A 14,121-nucleotide genomic window follows, 5' to 3' on the forward strand; every position below is an offset into this window, starting at 1 on the left:
ACGCGGCCTGAAAGGTGTAGACGGCAAACACCTGGCGGGCCGCCCCGGCGTTTCCGCAAGAAGCCAGTCCCGAGGAGTCCCGCAATGTCCATGCGTTCGAAAATCACGAAGTGGCGAAACGTCGGCAGATTCTGCGTCGAGCGAGCCACGGATTATGGTGAGCTCCTCGGCGTCGAACTTGAGGAGACCAGGAAATGTCTGGTCCGCGAGTTGAGCGCACTTGTTGCCCTGGCCGTCGCCGGCCTGTTCACACTTTCGTTTGTGTGCATTGCGATCATCGCGACGGCGTGGCGTACGCCTTACTTCCTTCCGGTGGTCTGGGGCGTTGCCGTGATGTGGCTGGTTGTTTCCGTTGTCTCTCTGCTCTTCGTCCGCGCCCAGAAACCCGGACGTTCGCTTCATCTTCTGCAGGGGGAGCTCCGGCGCGATCTCGACACGTTGAAGGAGGCGCTAAAATGAACCGCGTAGCGACCAATAGTGAAGCCGAGACCGCAATCCTGCTGCGCATGGCGGAATCACGCACAGCACTGCTAGCGGCGAATAGCACTCCACCATCGGTCCCGGCCGTACTCGGACAGACGCGGCCTCCTGCGGTCGGCCTGATCGCCTCGCTGGCCGACGCACCGCGCGTCACGCTGCTACTGGCGTTGTGCGTCGGCACCATCGTCCTCGGACCTCGCCGGACAGTCGGAATTGCCGGCCGCTCGGGGATCGCCGCGTGGCTAGGAGGAACCGTGCGGAAAGCGGTTCTCAAGTCCGTGTGAGTCGCCTGCCAGGGAAGGCACGGCGAGGTCGATTCAGATGTGTCAAACCTTCGTACCTCCACGACTGCTATCGCGACCGCTGCTACCGCTTGGCGCGTTGAGAAATCCTCGCGCTGCGAAGTTGCGCATGGTGCGTGCTCGGCGAGCATGAGCATCGCAGCTGGAACTGCTCCGGTATGTCTTTTACGCGCCGCGTGTTTGGATTAGGGAGGCGTGCAGCGTTTATCGCGTTTAATCTAGGTTCAGGCGCTTGCGCTGCTCGAAACTGGCCGCGAACGCATCGCCGCGACGGCTGTCAGGGCGACCTGCCAGCCGTCCCCGGAGGACTCCGAACCCATTGCCGTCGCGTCTTCCGGATATCTGGCTCAGACCGGTACCGCAGTTCCGAAGGTTCCGGCGACGACCGCTGTGTACGCGTTATGCGCGCCTGATGCGGCCGTGTCTGACACGCCCTTGGCGTGCGGGTCATTCTGAGGCATGCGCGTCGGCGATTTCGTTGTGCTCGAACCCTTGTAGAGGTCGTGCCGGTCGTCCCGCCGGTTCAGTAAGGCGCCCAGCTTCCTCCAGTTCATGGCCGTGCGACTTTTAAAGCTCACTCACAGGATGGATGTCGAACAAATCGAGTGTCACCCGTTTCGCCGTGGTATCCCACGCAGTCGCTTTCACGCCGCTCTCGCAGAACTCGAAGAGGTGCGGGTCGCCCGGTTTCGCCCATGAACAACTGACGCACATGAAGCCGGCCGTTCGTTCTGCGCGCAGCAGCACGGTGCTGTCCTTCAACGCGACTTTCTCCTGCAAAAAATTCTTGCCACCGCCTTCGATCCCCAGCCGCCGCAAGAGTAGGGACATGCGCCGTTCTTTCTTGTCCATGGAATGTTCCCTGGCCGCCGACGAATTCTGCTTTCTCTAGCAAGCCGCATTCCTCAATGGGTTCTCTTCTCCGCTGAATCGACCCCGTTGCAGGAACGATTTTCGCTGGTTACGCGCAAGGATTCAGTTTCTGTTGACGGAGATCTGAAGTGAGTACAGTTGACCGCGAAGCTGTTCTCGTTCACCAACAGGCCGTGCTGGCGAAGTTCGGCGAACTGGCGCTTCGCTCAGACGATCTTGACGAAATATTGACCGAAGCCTGTCGTCTGGTCGGCGAGGCGTTGAGGACCGACATGGCGAAGGTCATGGAGTTGCAGGACGACGGCACGACCCTGCTCGTGCGGGCCGGCGTCGGCTGGCCACCTGGAGTGGTCGGACATGCAACGGCCAAAGCGGAGTCCGGCTCGTCGGAAGGCTATGCGCTGCAAACGGGCGAGCCGGCCGTCTCCCGCGACATCGCCACGGAAAAGCGCTTTCGCTATCCACAGTTCATCGTCGATGCGGGCGTGAAGGCGCTGGTCAATGTTGTCATTCTCGGCGGAAAAGGCCGGTGCCCCTACGGCATCCTCCAGGTGGACAGCCTCGAGCCTCGAGATTTTTCCCGCCCCGACACCGAGTTTCTGCGCTCCTATGCCAACCTGCTCGCCGCCGCCGTCGAACGGTTGCGCATCGCCGCGGAAACGCGACGGCACGCGATCTCGCTGCGCGAAAGCGAAGAACGCTACCGCACGCTGGCTACGCAAATACCGCAACTGGTATTCACTTCAAGCAGTTCGGGAGAGCGCACTTGGGGCAGTCCCCAATGGGTCGAATACAGCGGCATTCCCGAAGAAGACAGTTTGGGGCTCGGGTGGCTGGCAGCCATTCATCCGGACGACCGTCCGGCGACCATGGCAGCGTGGGCGGCATGCGAGACCACGGGCGAGTTTTCCGTGGAGCATCGGATTCGCCGGGCCGTCGACCAGACTTACCGCTGGTTCCAGAGCCGCGCCACACCGGTGCGCGCCGAGGGCCGGATTGTCGGCTGGCTTGGCACGTCTACCGACGTAGAAGATCAGGCACGCGTTCGCAAGGCACTGGAACGCAGCGGCGAAGAACTCGAAGCGCGCGTACTAGAGCGAACAGCGGAGTTGCAGGCGGCGCTCGACACGTTGCATCGCGAAAGCCGCGAGCGCTCACGCGCGGAGGAACGCCTGCGTCATAGCGAAAAACTGAAAGCGATCGGCCAGCTCACGGGTGGCATTGCTCACGACTTCAACAACATGCTGCAGGCGATTATCGGTTGTCTTAGCATGATCCGCGTACGCCTGCAGCAAGGACGGCCGACCGAGGTTATCGGTCTCGTGGAGCGCGCCGAGCGAGGCGCCGTGCGAGCGGCCGCGTTGACGCACAGGCTGCTGGCGTTCGGGCGCCAGCAAACCCTCGAGCCGCGGCTCGTGAGTCTCGACACCATTGCACGCGATATGGAGGACATGATCCGCCGCGCCGTGGGTGCAAGCATCAATGTCGAATTGAATTTGTCGGACGGCAAATGGCTGGCCATGTGCGATCCGAGCCAGATGGAAAGCGCGTTGCTGAATCTGTGTGTTAACGCGCGCGACGCCATGCCAAATGGCGGCTGGCTCACCATCAGTACTACCGAAATGGTGCTGGCTGAAGCCGAACTCTCCTTGTTCGAGGATGCGCAGCCCGGGCGTTACTGCTGCATCGCGGTGTCCGATACCGGCGTGGGCATGTCGCCGGAGGTACTTAGCAAGGCCTTCGAACCGTTCTTTACGACTAAGCCGGCGGGGCAAGGTGTCGGTCTCGGTCTGAGTCAGATCTACGGTTACGTGAGACAGTCGGGCGGCATCGTGCAGGTGGACACCGTGCCAGGCAAGGGCACCACAGTGCGTCTATGCATGCCAGCCCCCGCTGAACGGGACGACAATGAAGTAAGCGGCCGAGACACCGGCAAAACTATCATGCTGGTCGAGGACGAGGAGATCGTGAGGGAGGTGACCGCCGAGCAGCTGCGCGAACAGGGCTATCGCGTGCTTGAAGCGGACAGCGGCCCAGCTGCGCTGCGGCTTCTTAATGCAGGCGCTCGTTTCGACCTTCTGATCAGCGACGTCGCGTTGCCCGGCGGCATGAATGGTCGAGAGGTGGCCGATGCCATCAAGGCCCGCTACGCTGATATTCCCGTTATCCTGGTGACGGGCTACGCGCCTGGCGATGCGTTGTCCGATATGGAAGTCATTCGCAAGCCCTTTCGTCCGGAAGTGCTCGCGGAGCACGTGCGCGCCAAGTTCGAAGACTGACGAGCCATGTGCGAATCGGTACAAATCGGACGGTGCAAATTACACGCGTACAGATCGCAAATTCGCCAGGGGCCGGACCTCCGCTGGCGAAGAGCCTTTGCATCTGCTTGAGCTTTTCCGGATCGCGGGCCGCGCGATCGTCGGCTTCGCTGAAGTGCTTGCCCACGCGGCAATCCAGCCATCGTGATAGATCGCGCGATTGCCAAACAGCTCGATGTACCGCGCGCGGCGCGTGGACGTTGCGCTGGGTTGATCAAAGGTTTAGGCCCGTCCTACCCCACTTCACGGCTGGCAAACAATCGGGTGAGTCTGCGGTGCACAAGCAGCAGTAACGGCGTTGAGACCATCGAAAGCGCGACGACGAGCGTAACAAGGGACGATTGGCGCTCATCGATGACATGTGCCGCCATTGAAGCCGCCATCACCACAAAGGCGAATTCGCCCCCTTGTGACAGCAAAATGGCGAAATAGCCACGTTGCGAAGCGGGTACGTCGAACTTGTTTGCCAGCAACCACAGCGCGATCGTCTTGATGCCGACTAGCGCCACGACAAGTACCGCGACACGAAGAGGCTCCCGCATTAATACGCCGAAATCGATTGACATGCCCACTGCGATAAAAAATAAACCGAGCAACAAGCCTTTGAAGGGAGCCATGTCGGTTTCGACCTCGTGGCGATAGTCCGAATCTGCGAGAAGCAGCCCGGCGACAAAGGCGCCCAACGACATTGACAGATGGACGCTCTGCATGAGCAACGAGATACCGACGATCCAGAGCAATGCGAAAGCGGTGAAAATCTCCCGTACTCCGATGCTTGTGATCACACGCAGCACAACGTGCAACAGATAGCGGCCAACAAGTCCAACCGCAACAAGCATGGCAAGGGCTTTCAAGGCTACGGGCCATCCCGGTTCCGCTGCCGGTGTGATCACCGACGGTCCCAGCAACGGCAGCAACGCAATCAGGGGGATAGCTGCCATGTCCTGGAACAGGAGGATGCCGAACCCGGCACGCCCGGTCGGCATGTCCATCAACTTGCGCTCCTGAAGCTCGGACATAACCATTGCCGTTGACGACAGTGAAAGCGCGAGCCCGCCCGTCAACGCAATGCGCCAAGACAACCCTAGCATAAGGAAAATCACCGATAAGACCGCGGCGCAGACCGTCATCTGCATAGCACCGTAGCCGAAGATGGTGCGACGCATAGCCCATAGCTCGTCGATCCGCATTTCCAATCCGATGACGAACATCATCAGCACGATGCCCAACTCGGAAAAATGGAGGATCGCGTCGACGTCGGTCACCAGCTTCATTACCCATGGCCCAATGAAAATGCCTGCCACCAGATAGCCGAGAACAGCGCCGAAGCCAAGGCGTACTGATAGCGGCACGGCAATCAGTGCCGAAGCAAGAAAGATCACCACGTCTATCAGCAACTTCGTCATCCTGCCTCCCTGAAATGACCCACGACATATCTGCAAGCCATGCGTAGTAGCCGATCACGAGCCTTGGGCTCACGAGAAAAGACAGTCTGCCCTTGATCAGGATTGCCGTTGCGAGCGCTCGGCCATGAGGTGACTTCGACAGATGACGTGCCCGATAATCAGCGCCTTTGCCTTCACCTCGGTGGAAGCCGGCAGCACACAGCCGCTTAGGGCCCCATCCGCCTGTCATGGCTGCGCGAAATGCGATCGAACAGTGCGGGATCGCGCGCGTTCTTCGAATCGAACCGACAGACCCTTGTCTCGCATCGCGTCCCACGCGGCCGCGAAAGACCGGTCAAAACCGGCAGGTGCGGCGATGACGGTGCCGGGAGGTACTTCATAGTATGCACATCCCGTCAGAGGCGATATCTCCAACCGTAACTGGTCGAAATTACGCGCCTCTTCTCCCACCTCCACTTGCACCGCCCTGCCTTTGCCGTCTTAAAGCGTCACGGTACCGGTGTCTGGTTCCATCGCGACGATGGTGGCCGTGACCTTCGCGGTTCCCACGCCGTGGCGCTACCTGGCGCGCTGGTGACATCCACCAAGGTTTGAGGCTGGGCAAGTCCGGGGCAGCCGGCCATCAGCGCAACCATCGCAACCATGACGTGATTCACGTTCCTTTCCGCCCTGCTGGCGACCGGACAGTAGACCACCGTACTGAGTCAGTGCTACCCGAAAGTACTGGGGAACACGGCAATGGCGCCGGTCCGGTGAACTCAGCACAGGGCATCTCACACACCCGCTCAACGCCTCGGGAAGTGGATCAAAACCAGTCTACGCACTGCCTGTCAAGGAAGATATTGGACCTTGGTCCCATACGTCGCACCCGCCTGGCTGGGCTATCCTTCATCTGGAACGGCAGTGCCGCACACTCCGGATCGCGACTCTTTCGATTACAACCATCCGACAAATGCAATCCGATCGTCCTACTCATGAAGGTGGACAGGCTGCCGTCGGGGCGACGCGATGGTTGCGTTGGCTGCCAGGCCTGGCAATGCTCAAGACGTATCGGGGTAGCTGGCTACCCAACGATCTGGCTGCCGGACTGGTGCTCACCACGATGCTGGTACCCGTCGGTATCGCATATGCCGAGGCGTCAGGCGTTCCTGGCGTCTATGGCCTCTACGCGACGATCGTTCCGTTGCTGGCGTATGCCGTCTTTGGTCCCAGCCGGATTCTGGTGCTCGGTCCGGACTCCGCCCTCGCCGCGCCAATTCTTGCCGTCGTCATCGCTACCGCGGGCAGCGACCCCTCGCGCGCGATAGCGACGGCCAGCATGATGGCGATCGTCTCCGGGCTGTTCTGCATCGTGATGGGACTTCTGCGGCTCGGCTTCATCACGGAACTGCTCTCCAAGCCCATCCGGTACGGCTACATGAACGGCATTGCGCTGACCGTCCTGATCAGCCAGTTGCCGAAACTTTTTGCCATCTCGTTTGATGATCGGGGACCGCTGCGCGATCTGCTGGCGCTTGGAACGGCCATCGGTGCGGGCAAAGCCAACTGGTATAGCTTCGCCGTCGGCGCGGGAAGCCTTGTGCTGATTTTGTTGCTCAAGCGCTTCGAAAAAGTGCCGGGCATCCTGATCGCCGTCGTTCTCGCGACGCTAAGCGTCATCGTATTCGGGTTGGACAGCGTCGGCGTCAAGGTACTCGGCAAGATCCCGCAAGGCCTTCCATCGTTCGCATTACCATGGGCCGGTGACGCCGATCTCGTCAGGATTCTGCTTGGCGGCTGCGCGGTCGCGCTGATCTCGTTTGCGGATACCAGCGTGTTGTCACGAACCTTCGCTGCGCGTTCTCATATGCGCGTGGACCCAAACCAGGAGATGGTCGGCTTGGGGGCGGCCAATCTGGCAGCCGGTCTTTTTCAGGGTTTTCCGATCAGCAGCAGTTCTTCGCGCACACCCGTGGCCGAAGCAGCGGGCGCCAGAACGCAGGTGACGGGCGTGGTCGGCGCGGTGGCGGTAGCGGTGCTCCTGATCGCTGCACCGAATCTGATGCGGTATCTGCCCAATAGCGCACTGGCCGCCGTCGTCATTGCCGCCGCCCTCGGCCTGTTCGAATTTACAGATCTCAGGCGCATCTATCGAATCCAGCAATGGGAGTTCTGGCTCTCCATTGTCTGCTTCACAGGCGTCGCCGTTTTCGGTGCGATTCCCGGTATCTGCATTGCAATCGTGATCGCGGTCATCGAGTTTCTCTGGGACGGTTGGCGTCCCCATTACGCCATTCTCGGGCGTGTGGAAGATCTGCGCGGCTACCATGACGTCAAGCGCTATCCACATGCCACGCGGATTCCGGGGCTGCTGCTGTTTCGCTGGGATGCGCCGTTGTTCTTTGCAAATGCCGAGCTTTTCCAGGAATGCCTGCTGAAAGCCGTCGATGAGTCATCGACGCCCGTGCGCAGGATCGTAGTGGCCGCTGAACCCGTAACCAGTATCGACGTGACCTCAGCGGACATGTTACGGGAACTGATTCGAATACTGGGCGAGCGCGATATCGCATTGCACTTCGCCGAATTGAAAGACCCGGTGCGCGACAAGCTCAGACGTTTCGAAATGTTGGACATCATCGGCGATGAGCGATTTCATCCTACCGTGGGCAGTGCAGTCGACGACTACGTCGATCAGCACGGAGCGCGATCGTAGGGAGACAGCGAACATGGACTGCATCGCTGGTATAGCTTAACGAGCTACCTGAGATCGTCGCTGTGGACGGTGCCACTCATTGCAGTTGCGGCCTATGCCGTGGTGAAACCGCTGACTGAAGTGATGGCCAGATGGATGATCAGAGAAGGGATACTCGATCCGAAAACCGGCTTCCTCGGGCTGTCCCATGATCCCTGGCCTGTCGGACCAAGGTCTTATTGACCAGCCCGACGTTCGGCTTTCTTATCGAATGGGGAGGGTTCGCCCGTCCGGAACCTGGTCCGCGCCAGCGGGAACTCCAAACGAATCGTTTGCCAGACCCGGCCGAACCCATCCGGGCAGCGAACCACGCAAGCAACGGAAGGCTCTGTGACCGTCAGGGAAGTCTCCTGGTCCGCGTCAACGAACCGCCGGAAGGAGTGGCTATGGACAACTGGAAAGCCCGAGGCGGGAGAGCCTTATTCTTATGGCTGGTCCTGCTGGCGGCAATTTCGGCGTGTGCCGTTCACGAGCCGGCGGGGCCTGCGCCAGCGGGCCCCGAGTCATTGGGCACCGCACCATCAGGCGCCGCGCCATCGGCCCCCCCGCCGTCGGCCCCTGAGTCTTTGGGACCCGCGCCATTCAAACCAGAGGAGATCGATGCCCTCGTCGCGCCGATTGCGCTCTACCCGGACTCCTTGCTGGCTCAGGTATTGATGGCGTCGACCTATCCGCTGGAGATCGTGCACGCCGCGCGTTGGGTGAAAGCGAATCCGAATGTGAAGGGCGACGCCGCCGTGAAGGCGGTACAGAACGAGCCGTGGGATACGAGTGTGAAATCGCTGGTGGCGTTCCCGCAGATACTTAAGCCGATGAACGACAAGATCGACTGGACCCAGAAGCTCGGCGACGCCTTTCTTGCGCAGCAAAAAGACGTCTTCGATGCCGTGCAGCGGTTGCGGGCACGGGCGCAGGAGTCGGGCAACCTCAAATCGAACGAACAGCAAAACGTGATCGTCGAACAGGCACCGGCTGGCGGCGGGCAGACCATCGTGAAGATCGAGCCCGCCAATGCGCAGGTGATCTATGTGCCCGCCTACGACCCGACAGTCGTGTACGGAGGGTGGGGTTACCCGGCCTATCCACCTTACTACTGGCCACCGTACCCGGCCTACTATCCCGGCTACTATCCCGGCGCGGGCCTCGCCTTCGGCATCGGCCTTGTTGCTGCCGGTGCGATCTTCGCGGACTGCAACTCGTGTTGGGGAGGAGACGACATCAACATCAACTCCGACAGGGCAAGGAACGTCGACCGCAACTTCGACAGTTCGAAGCTCAAGAACGGAGAACGGGGCGGCGGCCGCTGGCAACACGATGCAGGTCATCGCCAGGGTGTCGCCTACCGGGATAACGCAACGCGCGACAAGTTCGCCGGAGCGCCCGGGGCCGACAGCCGGTCCCAGTATCGCGGGCGCGGCGCCGATGCAGGTAACCGCATGGCCAACTCCGGCGGGACGGGAGCGGGCAATCGTGCGTCGGTGGGAGATCGGGGCGGGGTAGCCGATCGGAGTTCCCCCGGCAATATGAACCGCGTAGGTAATGATAGTCGGGGGAGCTATGGCGGCGGGCGCGACGGCGCGTTCTCGGGGGTCGGGGGCAGTGGCAGCGTTTCGCAACGCGACTTCGACAGGGGAAACCGAAGCATGCAGGGGTCTGGCTTTAACCGGCCCGCTGGCGGAGGTGGCATGCGCGGCGGCGGTGGACGCGGTGGCCGGCGCTGAGGAGCGAACCATGAACAGTCATCCATGTGGTGTGCAAAAGTTGTTGACGCTGACGCTCGCGAACCTCTCTCTAGTCATCGCGCTGTTGTTCGTGACGATGCCTCCGGCGCACGCACAAAAGAGCTTCAGTTCACCGGAGGCCGCGATGAATGCCTTTGGCGACGCGGTCATCAAGGATCGGGAGGACGTCCTTCGCTCGATCTTCGGCAGCAACTTTCGTGAATTGATTCCCCGGTTCGGCGCGCCGGTCAGGGACACCTTCATTGCCGAGTGGGCAAAGTCCCACACCATCGAGTCCGGGGAACCGGGACGCGCACGTATCGTCGTGGGCGACCAGGGCTGGACGTTCCCGGTACCGCTCGTGAAGAACGATGCGGGGTGGCATTTCGATACGCGGGCCGGCGCAGAAGAGATACGCTTGCGGCGCATCGGCCGCGACGAGTTGGCCGTGATCCAGGCGATGCTGGCAATCTTCGACGCGCAGCGCGAATACGCGCAGACCAATCACGACGGCGTCGGCGTGCTCGCCTACGCCTCAAAGATGGTGAGCACACCAGGCAAACACGACGGCCTGTACTGGCCAACCGGGCCCGAAGACACGCCAAGTCCGCTTGGCGCGGCCTTTGTCGATGCGAGTTCGCGCAATGCACAGAGCGCCGGCTACTACGGGTATCACTTCAAGTTGCTGGAGTCCCAGGGGCCAAACGCGCCCGGTGGCGCCTATGACTATGTCGTGAAGGCCAAACTGTTTGGGGGCTTCGCTGTCATCGCCTGGCCTGTGAAGTACGGCGACACGGGCATCAAGACGTTCATGGTGAGCCATGCCGGTCAGGTCTATGAACGCGATCTCGGGCCAGACAGCAAAGCGAAAGCGCAAGCCACGAAATGGTTCGACCCGGGGCCGGGCTGGAGCAAGGTTCCCGCTCGCGATAGCGAATGAGGCGGCCGTCTGCAAAGTACGTCATGGAATCGGGGCGGCGCCGCGATCCGAAACTCCTGCACGGTCTCGTTGTGTGCAGTGAACTACACTAAATCTGACAGTGGTTGGTTTCTCATGCTGGCGCGCAGTGACGCTGAAGGAGGACGTGACATGAAGAACTCGCCGAAGATCGGGCCGATGATATCCGCGTTGACTATCTCGCTCGCTGGCATGGCCGCGGGAGGCATGGCGGAAGGCGCGACACATCTGAGCGCAAAGCAATGCCGCGATCTCGCAGCTATCAAGAACCACGCGCCCGTCACACAGGAGCAAAACCAGAGTGAACTGGCCGCGCTGAGAAAGGCTGGGTACGACCCAAGAAGGTTCGATCCGCACTATCCGAAAAAGCTACATGCGGCGCAGCATCAGGTCGATCGCTGGTATCAGGCGGAATGCCCTCAGGCGCAGCACAATTGAGGCGAACAGCCGAGTCGACTCGCCGTATTATTTGCGGTTGACCTGCGGCCGATCACCGACGTGCGAGACGCCGACTGGAGGTCTGAGGACGTCTCTGGTCGACCCGTTGCAGCCGCTTGTTGCTTGTTCGATCGTGGTCCTTGCGTCGCGCTTCGAAATAAACACTCACTCGCAGGCTAAAGTTGCCGGCGCCCATGGCGCGTAATCCGAAATTGAAGCGGGTACGTTCGTTGAACTAAAGCGCTTGGGCAAAATCCGTGACGAGATGGCGTTGTGCAAGGCTTGCGTGAGGCGTGCTGGCACGTCGCATGACTCCATCGGTATCGGGATCCACAACGCAAGCGAACCCAGGATGTATGTCGTCCGCTCAGCGGCAACAACGTGACCGTGTTTGAGGCAGTGGAGTAGATCGTTTCAAATGTGGCCCAGCGCCTTCCACCAGAGCGGTCCCACCACGAGCCAAACTGCCATGTAGACGAGGCTCATCAGAAAACCTGCCTTCCACCACTGGCCCTGTGAAACATAGCCAGCGCCGAACATGACCGGACCCGAGCCGATACCGTACTGGGTCAGGCAGCCGTTAATGTTGCTCAAGACGCCGAGTGCAATCGCCGCGACGAATGGCGGCACACCAGCGGCGACCATCAGCGCCATGGATAGGGGAAACAGTGCGCTGATGTGCGCGGTGGCACTCGCGAAGAAGTAGTGGATGTAGACATAGATGGCGGCAACCAGCATATAGACGGCCAGCCGGTGGAAACCTGCCAGATGGGCACCGAACTCCTTGCCGAACCAGGTGACCATGCCATATTCATTGAGCTTGGATGCCAGCATGATCAGCAGCCCGATCCAGATCATGGTGTCCCACGCGGATTTTTCATTCAGGGCGTCCTGCCAGGTGAGTACGCCGGTAATGAAAAGCAGTGAGACGCCCAGCGCTGCCGCAAGCGTTGCGCCGATACCCAGCTGGTCGCCAAAGATCCAGAGCACCAGCAGCCCGATGAAGATCAGCGCCATGATGATCTCATGCGCTGAGATGGGCCCCATGGTGTTGAGCTCCCGTTGAGCCAGGTCCGTGGCGTCGGGTGTCGCGCGAAGCTGCGGTGGCGCGATCCAGAGCATGGCAACCGGAATGATTGCAAGACATAGCAGGCCCGGGACGGAGGCGGCTACCGCCCAGTCAAGCCAGCTGATCGAGATCCCCTGGTCTGCGGCGAACTTGACCGCGAGGGGGTTGCCCGCCATGGACGTGATGAACATGCCGGCGGCCACGATGTTGGCGTGGAATGCGCAGAGGATCAGGTACGTGCCCACCTTGCCACGGGATTGCGGGTCGTCCGCGTCACTGCCGAGGACTTCCGAAATGGCTTTCGTGATCGGCAGCATCACGCCACCGGCGCGAGCCGTGATGCTGGGCATGGCGGGAGAAATTACGAGTTCGGTCAGGATGAGCCCGTACCCCAGCCCCACAGTTCGTTTGCCCAGCAGACGCATGAAGACGAGCGCGATGCGCCTCCCGAGGCCGGTCTTGATGACGCCGCGGGAGATGAAAAAGGCAAGCATCACGAGCCAGACCAGGTCTGTACCCGTGGATTTGGTGACGTCGGCGAACGAAACCACGCCGACGAGCACCCCGATCGTTGCACCGATGATGGCGACCGCGGCCATTGGCAAGGGAGACGTCATGATCCCGGCGATGGTCGCAACGAAGACCGCGAACATGTGCCACGCCTTGACCTGTAGACCGTCAGGCGTCGGCAGGAACCAGAGGACCACGCCAATGCCCACCGGGACAAGAAATTTCCAGACCTGTCCGAGAAACCCGGCCGTTGGCTTCGTTGAGCGGGCTTTGGTTTCGGCAGATGCCTTTTCAGGTTGTTGAGCCATGAGTAACCTCGTCGCGAGGGATCTTGCGCGTCTATCCGCGTCGTCTCGAGGCCTTACTGGTCAGTAAGCACGCGGTCGGTTGCTTCCTTCATGATGTGCGCACTGCGCAGCAGGGCCTCGCGCTCGGTCTCGTCAAGCGCGGGATAGGCCAGCAATTGGGCGCCGTTGCCGTTGATGACCATCGGCAGCGACAGGCAAACGTCGGCTACGCCTTCAACTTCGGCGTGCACGACGCCCACCGTCAGAATGAGGTCCGTGTTGTGGACAATGGCCTCGCAGATCCGGGCGATCGCGCTGGCGATGCCGTAGTGGGTTGAGCCCTTGCCTTCCTTGATGAGTTTGGCAGCCTCATGCACGGAACGCAGTATCAGATCGCGACTGGCAGGGCCCAGCTCCTTTCCGCTTCGGGAGAGAAACATGTCGAGCGTCATGCCGCACACAGTGGCACCGGACCACGCGATCAGGGCCGACTCGCCGTGCTCGCCTAGCACATACGCGTGAATCGCAGACGCAACGACTCCGAGCCGCTCGGAGAGCAGGGCGCGCAGCCGGCCAGTATCGAGAGAGGTGCCCGTGCTGATCACACGTTGACGGTCGCAACCCAGGCGGTCAAAGACGGCCCCAGCCAACACATCGCAGGGGTTGGTCGCAACGACATAAATCGCATCAGGCGCAAGGGGAGCCGTACGATCGAGAATTTCGCAGGCGATTTCAGCGTTCGTTTTGGCGATGTCGAGGCGCGTCTGCCCCGGCTTGACGCCGACACCAGCCGTGATCACGATGATGTCGGCATTACGCGCATCATCGTATTCCCCGGCGTGAAAGCGGTTATGTCCCCAGAATGTCGCGGCGTGCGCCAGATCCAGAACCTGGCCTTCTGCGCGCACCCGGGCCATATCGATGATGACGATCTCGGCGCTAGGGATGGTCGAAGCCACAAAGAGCGCCGCCGACCCACCGACCAGGCCCGCACCGACGATGACAATTTTGGGTTGTCGCATGGGTGA

The 14,121-nt window shown here is 61.0% G+C and carries 10 protein-coding genes and 1 pseudogene; 7 read left to right on the forward strand and 4 right to left on the reverse strand.

What is annotated here, in order from left to right:
• Positions 1-84: 84 nt before the first annotated feature.
• Positions 85-459, forward strand: coding sequence for a phage holin family protein (locus tag ACQKRQ_RS27610; RefSeq protein WP_427480836.1), 375 nt, complete (start codon positions 85-87; stop codon positions 457-459).
• The gene (locus ACQKRQ_RS27615) at positions 456-764 is read left to right on the forward strand and encodes a hypothetical protein (RefSeq protein ID WP_427480837.1); all 309 of its coding nucleotides are present in this window, start codon (positions 456-458) and stop codon (positions 762-764) included. Before ACQKRQ_RS27610 ends, ACQKRQ_RS27615 begins: the two co-directional genes overlap by 4 nt.
• 588 nt (positions 765-1,352) lie before the next feature.
• On the opposite strand, the pseudogene ACQKRQ_RS27620 reads toward ACQKRQ_RS27615, so the two are convergent.
• Positions 1,353-1,684, reverse strand: a pseudogene (locus tag ACQKRQ_RS27620) (hypothetical protein); the annotation flags it as partial.
• A gap of 99 nt (positions 1,685-1,783) precedes the next feature.
• Between ACQKRQ_RS27620 and ACQKRQ_RS27625 the strand changes: the two are divergent.
• Entirely contained in the window at positions 1,784-3,934 is a 2,151-nt protein-coding gene (locus ACQKRQ_RS27625) for a response regulator (protein WP_427480839.1), read from the forward strand.
• Between the two features lie 272 nt (positions 3,935-4,206).
• Here the strand turns inward: ACQKRQ_RS27625 and ACQKRQ_RS27630 are convergent, their stop codons facing one another.
• A complete protein-coding gene (locus ACQKRQ_RS27630) occupies positions 4,207-5,379 on the reverse strand; it encodes a monovalent cation:proton antiporter-2 (CPA2) family protein (protein WP_427480841.1) in 1,173 nt (390 codons plus the stop codon).
• Between the two features lie 952 nt (positions 5,380-6,331).
• Here ACQKRQ_RS27630 and ACQKRQ_RS27635 point away from each other — a divergent pair.
• The 4 genes from ACQKRQ_RS27635 to ACQKRQ_RS27650 all read left to right on the forward strand — a co-directional run bounded on the left by ACQKRQ_RS27635 (position 6,332) and on the right by ACQKRQ_RS27650 (position 11,227).
• The gene (locus ACQKRQ_RS27635; protein ID WP_427480842.1) at positions 6,332-8,071 is read left to right on the forward strand and encodes a SulP family inorganic anion transporter; all 1,740 of its coding nucleotides are present in this window, start codon (positions 6,332-6,334) and stop codon (positions 8,069-8,071) included.
• Between the two features lie 425 nt (positions 8,072-8,496).
• The gene (locus ACQKRQ_RS27640) at positions 8,497-9,831 is read left to right on the forward strand and encodes a DUF3300 domain-containing protein (RefSeq protein WP_427480844.1); all 1,335 of its coding nucleotides are present in this window, start codon (positions 8,497-8,499) and stop codon (positions 9,829-9,831) included.
• A gap of 10 nt (positions 9,832-9,841) precedes the next feature.
• On the forward strand, positions 9,842-10,771 hold the full coding sequence (locus ACQKRQ_RS27645; protein ID WP_132381338.1) for a DUF2950 domain-containing protein: 930 nt from the start codon (positions 9,842-9,844) through the stop codon (positions 10,769-10,771).
• A gap of 150 nt (positions 10,772-10,921) precedes the next feature.
• Positions 10,922-11,227 (forward strand): DUF4148 domain-containing protein, encoded by a 306-nt coding sequence (locus tag ACQKRQ_RS27650; RefSeq protein WP_427480918.1) that lies wholly within the window; start codon positions 10,922-10,924, stop codon positions 11,225-11,227.
• 414 nt (positions 11,228-11,641) lie between these two features.
• On the opposite strand, the gene ACQKRQ_RS27655 is transcribed toward ACQKRQ_RS27650, so the two are convergent.
• A complete protein-coding gene (locus tag ACQKRQ_RS27655) occupies positions 11,642-13,114 on the reverse strand; it encodes a DASS family sodium-coupled anion symporter (protein ID WP_427480846.1) in 1,473 nt (490 codons plus the stop codon).
• Positions 13,115-13,167: 53 nt separating this feature from the next.
• Positions 13,168-14,115 (reverse strand): lactate/malate family dehydrogenase, encoded by a 948-nt coding sequence (locus ACQKRQ_RS27660; protein WP_427480848.1) that lies wholly within the window; start codon positions 14,113-14,115, stop codon positions 13,168-13,170.
• Positions 14,116-14,121: the final 6 nt, after the last annotated feature.

It is taken from the genome of Paraburkholderia sp. NPDC080076, from assembly GCF_050281145.1.
Classification (GTDB): Bacteria; Pseudomonadota; Gammaproteobacteria; order Burkholderiales; family Burkholderiaceae; genus Paraburkholderia.

Coding starts and splice junctions, on each gene's coding strand:
- ACQKRQ_RS27610 (WP_427480836.1), top strand. CDS start 85: ATGTCCATGCGTTCGAAAATCACGAAGTGGCGAAACGTCGGCAGATTC.
- ACQKRQ_RS27615 (WP_427480837.1), top strand. CDS start 456: ATGAACCGCGTAGCGACCAATAGTGAAGCCGAGACCGCAATCCTGCTG.
- ACQKRQ_RS27630 (WP_427480841.1), bottom strand. CDS start 5,379: ATGACGAAGTTGCTGATAGACGTGGTGATCTTTCTTGCTTCGGCACTG.
- ACQKRQ_RS27635 (WP_427480842.1), top strand. CDS start 6,332: ATGCAATCCGATCGTCCTACTCATGAAGGTGGACAGGCTGCCGTCGGG.
- ACQKRQ_RS27640 (WP_427480844.1), top strand. CDS start 8,497: ATGGACAACTGGAAAGCCCGAGGCGGGAGAGCCTTATTCTTATGGCTG.
- ACQKRQ_RS27645 (WP_132381338.1), top strand. CDS start 9,842: ATGAACAGTCATCCATGTGGTGTGCAAAAGTTGTTGACGCTGACGCTC.
- ACQKRQ_RS27650 (WP_427480918.1), top strand. CDS start 10,922: ATGAAGAACTCGCCGAAGATCGGGCCGATGATATCCGCGTTGACTATC.
- ACQKRQ_RS27655 (WP_427480846.1), bottom strand. CDS start 13,114: ATGGCTCAACAACCTGAAAAGGCATCTGCCGAAACCAAAGCCCGCTCA.
- ACQKRQ_RS27660 (WP_427480848.1), bottom strand. CDS start 14,115: ATGCGACAACCCAAAATTGTCATCGTCGGTGCGGGCCTGGTCGGTGGG.